We start from the raw sequence: 9890 nt of genomic DNA on the forward strand, positions 1-9890 counted from the left end.
TCGGTCCCGCGGCCCTCATGACCCCCCACCCCGCGCGTCCCCCACCGGCCACCCCCACTGAGGAGACTCATGTTCGGGCTCACCCGTGCCAGAAAGACCGCCGCCGCCTTCGTGGCCACCGCTGCCGCCGCCACCGCGCTGATCGCAGCCCCCTCGGCGCTCGCCGCTCCGCAGCCCATCGTCGGCGGGACGACGACCACGACGACGGCGTACCCGTTCATCATGCAGATCACGGACGCCGCGCAGAACCAGTTCTGCGGCGGCACCCTGGTGTCCGCCACCAAGGTGATCACGGCCGCGCACTGCATGGTCGGCGAGAGCACCGGCAGCATCCGCGTGGTCGGCGGCCGGACCTACCTCAACGGGACGAACGGCACGGTCAGCCGGGTCAGCAAAATCTGGATCAACCCGGACTACACGGACGCCACCAACGGCGACGACGTGGCCGTGCTGACCCTGTCGACGTCGATGCCGTACACCACGGCGCCGTACGTCTCCTCCTCCCAGACGGGTGTGTACGCCGCCGGTACCACGGCCCGCGTCCTCGGCTGGGGCACCACCTCGGAGAACGGAGGCTCCTCCAACCAGCTGCGGACCGCGACCGTGCCGGTCGTGTCCGACTCCAGCTGCCGTACCTCCTACGGTTCGGACTTCGTCCAGACCGACATGGTGTGCGCCGGATACACCTCCGGCGGCGTGGACACCTGCCAGGGCGACAGCGGCGGTCCCCTGCTCATCGGGGGCGCCCTGGCAGGGATCACTTCCTGGGGCGAGGGCTGCGCCCGGGCCGGTTACCCGGGTGTCTACACCCGGCTGACCACCTTCTCGAACCTGGTGGCCGCACAGGTCGGGTCGTAGCCCGGCCGGACACTCGCTCCCGGCCGAGCACTCCTGAGTACCCCTCAGGTCGAGCCAGGGGGGCGCTGCGAGCCACCACGAGCGGCCCGCAGCGCCCCCCTTTCCATGGGCCGCGCCCCCTTCCACCCGCCGTCCGCCCTTTTCCAACCGCTGTCCGCCCGTTTCCGTCCGCCCTCCGCGCGCGGGCCCACGGCCGGTGCCCCGCGGCCCGGTTCGCCTCCGTACCGGTCAGAGCCTGCGGACCGCGACGGCGGCGATGTCGTCGCCCAGGTTGTCCCCGCTGTGTTCCAGCAAGGCGTCATGCAGGCTTTTCAGGACCTGCCGGGGTGGTTTGTCCAGTTGGCCGCGGGCCCAGGCGGTGAGGGGGAAGAAGGTTCCGTCGGCGGCACGGGCCTCGGTGACGCCGTCGGTGTAGAGCAGGAGTTGGTCGCCGGTGGTGAAGGCGAAGCGGCGGGGGTGGAAGGTGGGGGTGAGCAGGCCGCCGAGGTTGAGGGGTGCGCTGGGGTCGTCGGTGTCGAGGACGTGGACGTCGCCGTGGCGGCCGAGCAGGGGTGGGGGGTGTCCGCAGCTGAGGATGGTGGCGTGGGTGGCGTGGCGGGGGATCTCGGCGAGGACGGCGGTGGCGAAGAGTTCGGCGGGGTCGCCCTGGGCGAGCGCGGCGGCGTCGTCCCGGCACAGGGTGGTCTCCAGGCAGTCGGCGATCTGGGTGAGGTCGGTGGCCTCGTACGCCGCTTCCCGGAACGAGCCGAGCACCGCCGAGGCCGCGGCGAGGGCGGGCAGTCCTTTGCCCCGGACGTCGCCGATGATCAGGCGGATCGCGTCGGGGGTGTCGGCCAGCGCGTAGAAGTCGCCGCCGACGCGTGCGTGCGGGGTGGCGGTCAGGTAGAGGCTGCCGATCTCCAGCGGTCCCACGCGGCGCGGGATGGGCCGCAGCAGCACCTTCTGCGTGGCGTCCGCCACGGTACGGACCTCGGTGATCGTGTCCTCCCGCTGCAACCGCAGATGACTGGCGTAGGCCGCCGCCACGGTGACCGCGGCGATCGCCCCGACGGTGAACAGCGCGGAGTGGTCGGCCGACGCCACGGCGTAGACACCGACCCCCAGCAGACAGGCCACCCCGAGGAGCAGCGTGGGGACGACCGGCCACAGCACCGCCGCGAGCGCGGGCACGGCCGGCAGGAGCCGGTAGACCGGCTTCTCGGGCGGCATCAGCACCTCAAGGATGGCGATGAGCAGGGCGAGGAGCGCCGGCGAGACCAGCACCGGATCCCGGCGCACTCGGCTCAGCCAGCGTGTCCTGCTCCCACCGGTCAATCTCCTCATAGAAGGCAAATATATGTAAAACACTCGGCGAAGGTGGCGACAAGTCCGCCCGCCACCGCCGGGACAGGGCCGTCCCGGCCGTCCCGCGCGCCACACGGACAGTGAGTCCGGAGCACCGTCCGCAGTCACACCCTCGGCATTGTTCACGCCACCGGGGCCACCGGACCCGGGCGGCACCCCCTCGCGTATCGACGCCTGAACATCGCCCCCCCTGATCATTAAATGAAGGTTAAAGGCGACCCGGAAAAGCATCCGGCACGACCGGCACCGTCCACGTCAACACTCTTATTTTCCAAGGTAGTTGACTGTCCCGATCTACATCTTCCCCGGCATCTCGACCATGGTGGACCTGGCGCGTCCCTGACAGAATGAGCTGCTTTCCGAACGGCGCTCACGTCACACGTTTCTCTGCCTGCCCCACCAACAGACAGGACGACAGTGCTGGGATCACGAAGAAGAACAAGACGGCTCACGTATGCCTCCGCCTGCTCCGGCGCACTGCTGCTGACGGTGGCCATGACGACGGGGCTCACCACCGCCCCGGCCGCCGCGGCGGGTTCCCCGGCCGCGGCGGCGCCGTCACCCGCCGCGCCCTCCTACCGCACGGTCACGCTGATCACCGGCGACCAGGTCCTGCTGGACCGCGGCGGCGACGCCGTCGGCGTGACGCCGGCCAAGGGCCGGGCCGGCATACCCCTGCAGATCAGCCACACCGGTGACCACACCTATGTCGTCCCCGCCGACGCCGACGCGCTGATCGCCGAGGGCAAGGTCGACCGGGCGCTGTTCGACGTGGCCGAACTGGCCCGCCCCGAGTACCACGACCTGGCCCGCGGCGGCGCCCCGGTGCTCGTTGAGTACACGGCGGCGAACCCGGCGGCCCGCGGCCGGCTGCACGCGGACACGGACACACCGGTACGGGAACTCACCTCCGTGGACGCCGAGGCCCTGGTGGTGTCCCCCGAGGAGGCCACCGCGGCCTGGTCCGCGCTCACCGACACCGGGAACGGCGTGAGCGAACTGGCCCCCGGCGTGGCCTCCGTCGGCCTCGACCGGGTGGTGACCGCCGCCCTCGACGTGAGCGTGTCGCAGATCGGCGCCCCCGAGATGTGGAAGGCCGGCTTCGACGGGACCGGCGTGAAGATCGCGGTGCTGGACACCGGCATCGACCCCGGGCACCAGGACCTGGCCGGCCGGATCGTCGCCGAGCAGAACTTCTCGTCCGACGCCGACGTCCTGGACCACAACGGGCACGGCACACACGTCGCCTCGACGGCCGCCGGTACCGGGGCGGCCTCGGACAGCAGGTACAAGGGTGTGGCACCCGGCGCCCGGCTGATCAACGGCAAGGTCCTCAACACCGCCGGCTCCGGTCTGACGTCCGAGATCGTCGCGGGCATGGAGTGGGCCGTCGCGCAGGGCGCCGACGTCGTCAACATGTCCCTCGGCGCCCCCGACGAACCGGGCTCCGACCCCCTCGAAGAGGCCGTCGACGCCCTCTCCGACCAGGCGCTGTTCGTGATCGCCGCGGGCAACTCCGGGTCCGCCGCGAGCACGGTCGGCTCCCCTGGCGTGGCCGAGGACGCCCTGACCGTGGGCGCCGTCGACAAGCTCGACAAGCTCGCCGACTTCTCCTCACGCGGCCCGCGCATGGACGGCGGGGTCAAGCCCGACGTGACCGCGCCCGGTGTCGGCATCACCGCGGCCGCGGCCGAGGGTACCCGGCCGGGCGACCCGCACCCCGCGCCCGGGTACGTCACCCTCAGCGGCACCTCCATGGCCACCCCGCACGTGACCGGCGCGGCGGCCCTGCTGATGCAGCAGCATCCGGACTTCAGCGGCGCGCAGATCAAGGCGCTGCTGACCGGATCCGCGAAGCCCGGCGGCTACAGCGCCTACCAGCAGGGCACCGGACGGATCGACCTCACCCGGGCCACCGCGCAGACCGTCGTGGCCGAGCCGGGCTCGCTGAACTTCGGCCGCGCCGAGTGGCCGCACACCGACGACGAGCCGCAGACCCGTACGGTCACCTACCGCAACCTCGGGGACCAGCCGGTCACCCTGGACCTGACCGCCACCACCACCGGCCCCGGCGGCGGTGCCGCTCCCGAGGGTCTCTTCACTCTCGGCGCCGACCGGGTGACCGTCCCGGCCGGCGGCACCGCCGGTGTCGAGGTGACCGCGGACACCCGGGTCGGGGGCGAGGCCGACGGCGCGTACAGCGTGACGCTCGCCGCCGCCGGCGGCGGCCAGACCGTCCGCAGCGTGGGCGGACTCGACCGCGCGGCGAACACCTACCAAGTCACCGTCAAGGCCACCGGACGCGACGGCCTGCCGCCCGACTACTTCAACTGGGCGGCCTGGTTCACCGGCATCGGCAACGGTGTGTTCGAGCTGGTCAGGGGCGAGGACGGGACCGCCACCGTGGAGGTGCCGGCCGGCGACTACGCCTTCGTCGGGCGCAACTTCGCCACCGACGGCATCGACAATCTCGTCGCCCCGAAGGTGACGGTCGACCACGACATGACCATCGCCTTCGACGCGCGCGACGCCCGGCCCGTCGAGGTGACCCTGCCGGACCCGCAGGCCACCGGCTACGCCACGCTCATCTCGACGGTGGTGCGCTCCGGCGGCGCCGAGGCGTCCGTCGGCATCGGCCTGAGCGCCAGTCTGAAGGGCGCCCGCACCGGAATGATCGGCGAGGCGCCGGCGCCGGGCGAGGTCACGTCGTACTTCGCCTCGCACTGGTCCGACGGCGCGACCGAGTACCACATCGCCGACACCCTCAAGGACGGCTTCTACACCGGTCACGTCCAGCACGTCGCCGCCGACGACCTGGCCGAGCTGACACTCCGCCAGGGGGCGTCGGTCCCGAACGCCCTGGGAGTGAACTGGACCATCCTTCCGGGCGCCGGGGGCTCGGCCGTCGGCTTCTACGACGACCTGCCGAACACCCGGACGGTGTACGTGCAGGGCGACCACGCCTGGGCGGCGCTCTCCCAGCAGGTCGACCCGGACAACGGCAGCGTCCAGACCGAGTACGAGGTCCCGGCCCGCACCTACCCCGCCGGTACGAGCCGCACCGAGACGGTCGGCACCGGCGTGTTCGGACCCGCCCTCGGCGACGGCGGCGGACTCGTCCGGGACGGCGACACGCTCACCGGGACGATCGCCCCGTTCACGGACGGCGCGGGACACCCCGGCGGCAGCCTGTACGACGCGGCGTCCGCCTCCACCACGCTGTACCGCAACGGCAAGAGCTACGCCACCGCGAGCGGTGTGCTCGACGCCGCGAGGTTCGAACTGCCGCCGGGCAAGGCCCGCTACCGGCTGGTGACCACGGTCGGCCGGGCCGCGGCCGGTGTCTCCTCGGTCACCTCCGAGGTCACCTGGCAGGCCGAGTTCACCTCGGCCCACACCTCGTCGGCCGCCTCCGTCCCGGCCAGTGTGGTCCGCTACGCGCCGCACCTCGACCTGGACTCCACCGGCCCGGCCGGCGTCCGGCAGTCGGTGCCGGTCACCGTTCAGGGTTCGGCGGCCGGCCGGAACCTGGCGTCGCTGAAGGTGTCCGTGTCCTACGACGGCGGACGGACCTGGCGGCCGGTGGCCGTCCGGCACGGCGCGGTCACCGTGGACAACCCGGCCGCGGGCGGCTCGGTCTCGCTGCGCGCCGAGGTGAAGGACCGTCAGGGCAACGCGTTCGCCCAGACGGTCCTCGACGCCTACCGCACCAAGTGACCCCGGCGGCCGGAACGGCAGGCGGGGGATGAACGGCGGCCGGGCCGCAGGACGCCGACGGTGGCGTCCCGCGGCCCGGCCACTCCCCTGCCGGGGAGGTGGAGCCGTGCCCTGCTCCCCACCGGTCAGGCGGGCAGGGTCCAGCTCTGGTTGGCCGCGCCGGTGCAGGACCAGATCTGCAGCCGGGTGCCGTTGGCGGAGCTGGGGCCGGTGGCGTCCAGGCACTTCCCGGACTGCGGGTTCACCAGCGACCCGGCCGTGCCGGGCTGCCACCGCTGGGCGCCGGAGCCGTTGCAGTCGTAGAGCTGCACCTGGGCGCCGTTCGTGGTGCCGCCCGAGGTGATGTCCATGCACTTGCCGAGCGCCCGCAGGCTGCCGTCCGCGGCCACCGTCCAGTTCTGCGCGCCGGAGCCGTTGCAGTCGTAGAGCTGCACCGCGGTGCCGTTGGCGCTGCCCGCGCCGGCCACGTCCACGCACTTGCCCCCGTAGCCGTGGATCGGTCCGGTGGCGGCCGGCGGCGGGGTGGTGCCCGACTGCCCGCCCAGCCAGCGCAGGCCCTGGATGAGCAGTTGGTTCTGCTGGGCGCTGGCGAAGGTGGAGGACAAGGGGGTGTTGGTGGAGTAGTCCATCGCGTTGTGGCCGAAGTTGGCGTAGATCATCTTGTAGTTGTGGTTGGACCAGACGATCGGGTAGTAGCCGCTGTACCAGGACTGGTTGGGGTCCGTGCCGACCGGGAAGGTGGAGGCGTCCAGCGACGCGAGGATGTCGATCGCCGGGTTCTGCCGCAGGTCGTACTGCCAGCTGTACCACTCGCTGACCGAGGAGGCGATGGTGGCCGGCAGGCCCGCCGTGGCCGGGTGGGCGGGGTCGTCGATCCTGAGCGTCTCGGCGGTCGGCCCCCAGGTGTTGGTCTGGAAGGTGCCCGTGCCCAGGAAGGTGTTGTGGTACCAGGGCCAGTCGCCGCTGTCGGCGTTGAAGGCGGAGACGTGGAAGCCGAAGAAGCCGCCGCCGTTGTTCACGTAGGTCTGGAACGCCGACTGCTGCGCGGCGGTGTGCGGGTAGTTGTCGAGGAACATGACCACCTGGTAGTTGGCCAGGTTGGCGGTGTTCAGCTGGTTCCAGTCGTTGGTCGAGGTGTACGAGAAGCCGTACTGCGCGGCGGCCTGCGGGAACCAGGTGTTGGCCTCGCGGACGAAGCTGATGTGTGCCGCGTCGTACGTCCCGTCGTAGAAGGCGAGCACCTTGAAGGCCGGCGCGGCCTGCGCCGCGTGCACCGGAACCGTCTGCAGGCCGAGCACTACGGCGAACAGCGCGAACAACCGTGACAGGGTCCGGGACCAGCGGCGGGTGGTACGGGGTCTGAACATGCGGGGGCCCTTCCTCGGGTACGGGACGGGAACATGCGCCCGTGCACTGCATTCCATAGCCGCATTGCCATGTGCAGGTCAATGGTCCAGACCTACTCGCCCACGGCGGGGAGCCGAGGTACGGGCTGAACGTTTCCGCTTCCGCGCCGGGTGCTCCCGTCGGACCTCGTGCCGCCAACTGACCCCCATACGCGGTGGATTCCGCGCAAACCCATGCCCGGCACGCCACGGTCTCGTTGGCCCCTGTGGTGAAAGGGTCGATGTGCCGAGGCGGGAGTGACGGACGGATGCTTGACCAGAGCCGCAGACAGGCGTGGGCGATGCTCTTGTGTGCGCTGTCCGTGCTGGTGATCGCCGCGCTGCAGATCGTGCCGGCCTTCGGGATGCTGGGATCCGGGGGCACCCTGGCCACGGGGACCGAGGCGGAACGCGCCGAACGGCGGGCCGCCCGGCTCGGTCTGCCCCGCCCGGACGTCGTCTTCGCGGTGTCCGCGGACCCGGGGGCCGCCGCCGCGTCCACGGCACGCCTCGCCGCAGCGGACCGCAGGATCGCGTCGCTGCTGGCGCACACCCCGGGCGTCGACGCGGTCGCCTCCTTCGCCGGCTCGGGTGACCCGTGGCTGCGCTCGCGCGACGGGCGGACACTGCTGGTCACGGCCGACCTGGCGGGCGACGAACGCCGCCGGGGACGGACCGCCGAGCGGATCGCGCCGGAGGTGCGCGCGGCTGCCGCGCCGGCGACGCTGGAGATCAGCGGCTCGGCGTGGCTCACGGCCCAGATCGACGCACAGTGCGAACGGGACCTGCTGCGGGCCGAGTTGCTGGCCGCGCCGGCCGTGCTGCTGGTGCTGCTCGTCGCCTACGGCTCACTGGTGTGCGCGCTGCTGCCGGTCCTGGTCGCGGCCTGCGCGGTGGTGTGTACCATCCCCGTACTGGGCCGGCTGGCCAGGGTCACGGACGTGTCGGTGTTCGCCGTCAACGCCGCCTCCGCCATCGGCTTCGGCCTGGCCGTCGACTACACCCTGTTCCTGCTCTCCCGCTACCAGGAGGAGACGGCCTACGGTGCGACGCCGGTACGGGCCCTGCGCACCGCCTGGCGGACGAGCGGACGCTCCGTCGTCTTCTCCGCCGCCGCGGTCACCGCCTGCCTGGCGGCCACGCTCGTCGTCCCCTCACCGCTGCTGCGGGCCCTGGCCCTGGCCGGGATCGTCGTCACGGTGCTGTCGGCCCTGGCCGCGCTGTTCCTGCTGCCCAGCCTGCTGACCCTGCTGGGCCCCCATCTGCATCGCGGTGACCCGCTGCGCGGGCTGCGCCGGTGCCGGCTGGGCGAGCCGAGCGGATTCTGGCAGTCGGTGACCCGCCGGGTGACCGCCCGGCCGCTGCTCTCCGGGGCCGCAGCCGGCGTGGTGCTGCTCGTCCTCGCCCTGCCGTTCAGCCGGGTGCACCTCGGCGTCATCGACCAGCGGGTGCTGCCCGCGTCCGCTCCGGCCGCCGCCGCCGTGGCCCATCTGGAGGCCGGCTTCGACCATCCGCCCGACCGGCTGCTGTCCGTCGTCGCCGACCTGCCCCCGGCCAGCGGGGACGCGCGGCGCGCACGCGAACGCTACGCGAGCAGGCTGCGCGCGCTGCCGGGGGTGGCCGGGGTACGGACGGTACCGACGCCGACGGCCGCCGCGACGCGTTCGGCGCAGGCCGTGTTCGTCGTGGCCGCCCGGCACGCTCCCGGCGGCGAACGGGCCGCCCGGCTCGTGCGCGCGGTGCGGCAGGTACCCGGTGTCGCCCTGGTCGGTGGCCGCGCCGCCGAGATCACCGACACCGTCGCCGCGGTATGCGCGGCACTGCCCAGGGTGGGCTGCCTGCTGGCGGCCGTGTTCGTGGTCCTGCTGGTCCTGCTGACCCGGAGCCTGGTCGCCCCGGTCAAGGCCCTGGTGGTCGCCGTGCTCAGCCTCGGCGCGAGTGCGGGCGCGCTCGTGCTGGTCTTCCAACTGGGCCACGGCCGAAGCCTGGTGGCCGGTTTCTCCGTCACGGGTGCGCTGGACGCCTCGCTGCTGCTGTTCACGCTGGCCATCGCGCTCGCCCTGTCGGTCGACTACGAGGTCTTCCTGCTCGGCCGGCTCAGGGAGGAGCACGACCGCACCGGCGACAACACCTTCGCCATCGTCCGGGGCATCGCGCGCACCGGCCGGCTGATGACCTCCGCCGCGGCGGCCGTCGCGGTCTCCACGGTGGCCCTGGTCACCTCGCGGGTCAGCAGCCTGAAACTGGTCGGCGTCGGTGTGGCGGTCGCCGCCCTCGTCGACGCCCTGCTGGTGCGCGGCGTGCTGGTCCCGGCGGTCATGGCGGCTCTCGGCCCGGCGAACTGGTGGGCGCCGGCCTTGCGCCGCACCCGGCCGTCCGGCGCGACCCGGCCGCAGCCGGACGGCCTGCGGCCCGAGGCGGACCACCCCCTGGCCGTGACCGAGGGCCAGGGGAAATAGGACACGGCCGGGGGGGGGGGGGGGGGGGGGGGGCCCCCGGCCGGCGGGGGGGGGGGGGCCGGGGGGGGGGGGCGGCCCCCCCCCCGGGGGGGGGGGGGGGGGGGGGGGGGCGCGGGCGGCGGCGCGC

The 9890-nt window shown here is 73.0% G+C and carries 5 protein-coding genes; 3 read left to right on the top strand and 2 right to left on the bottom strand.

The annotated features are described in order from the left end of the window. Positions 1-69: 69 nt before the first annotated feature. Positions 70-858, top strand: coding sequence for a S1 family peptidase (locus tag ACFY2B_RS33170; protein ID WP_390766773.1), 789 nt, complete (start codon positions 70-72; stop codon positions 856-858). 228 nt (positions 859-1086) lie between these two features. Here ACFY2B_RS33170 and ACFY2B_RS33175 read toward each other — a convergent pair whose 3' ends face one another. After that, positions 1087-2181, bottom strand: a complete 1095-nt coding sequence (locus tag ACFY2B_RS33175) for a PP2C family protein-serine/threonine phosphatase (RefSeq protein ID WP_390766774.1) — start codon at positions 2179-2181, stop codon at positions 1087-1089. Positions 2182-2697: 516 nt separating this feature from the next. Here ACFY2B_RS33175 and ACFY2B_RS33180 point away from each other — a divergent pair. After that, complete coding sequence (locus ACFY2B_RS33180; protein WP_390766775.1) at positions 2698-5919, top strand: S8 family serine peptidase; 3222 nt, start codon at positions 2698-2700, stop codon at positions 5917-5919. A 125-nt stretch (positions 5920-6044) separates the two neighbouring features. On the opposite strand, the gene ACFY2B_RS33185 is transcribed toward ACFY2B_RS33180, so the two are convergent. Further along, complete coding sequence (locus tag ACFY2B_RS33185; RefSeq protein ID WP_390766776.1) at positions 6045-7286, bottom strand: ThuA domain-containing protein; 1242 nt, start codon at positions 7284-7286, stop codon at positions 6045-6047. A 287-nt stretch (positions 7287-7573) separates the two neighbouring features. Here ACFY2B_RS33185 and ACFY2B_RS33190 point away from each other — a divergent pair, with 287 nt between their 5' ends. Continuing rightward, on the top strand, positions 7574-9763 hold the full coding sequence (locus ACFY2B_RS33190; protein ID WP_390766777.1) for an MMPL family transporter: 2190 nt from the start codon (positions 7574-7576) through the stop codon (positions 9761-9763). The last annotated feature ends 127 nt before the right edge of the window (positions 9764-9890 follow it).

This window comes from Streptomyces sp. NPDC001270 (assembly GCF_042896695.1).
In the GTDB taxonomy this organism is placed as follows: Bacteria; Actinomycetota; Actinomycetes; order Streptomycetales; family Streptomycetaceae; genus Streptomyces.

Coding starts and splice junctions, on each gene's coding strand:
- ACFY2B_RS33170 (WP_390766773.1), top strand. CDS start 70: ATGTTCGGGCTCACCCGTGCCAGAAAGACCGCCGCCGCCTTCGTGGCC.
- ACFY2B_RS33175 (WP_390766774.1), bottom strand. CDS start 2,181: ATGAGGAGATTGACCGGTGGGAGCAGGACACGCTGGCTGAGCCGAGTG.
- ACFY2B_RS33180 (WP_390766775.1), top strand. CDS start 2,698: ATGACGACGGGGCTCACCACCGCCCCGGCCGCCGCGGCGGGTTCCCCG.
- ACFY2B_RS33185 (WP_390766776.1), bottom strand. CDS start 7,286: ATGTTCAGACCCCGTACCACCCGCCGCTGGTCCCGGACCCTGTCACGG.
- ACFY2B_RS33190 (WP_390766777.1), top strand. CDS start 7,574: ATGCTTGACCAGAGCCGCAGACAGGCGTGGGCGATGCTCTTGTGTGCG.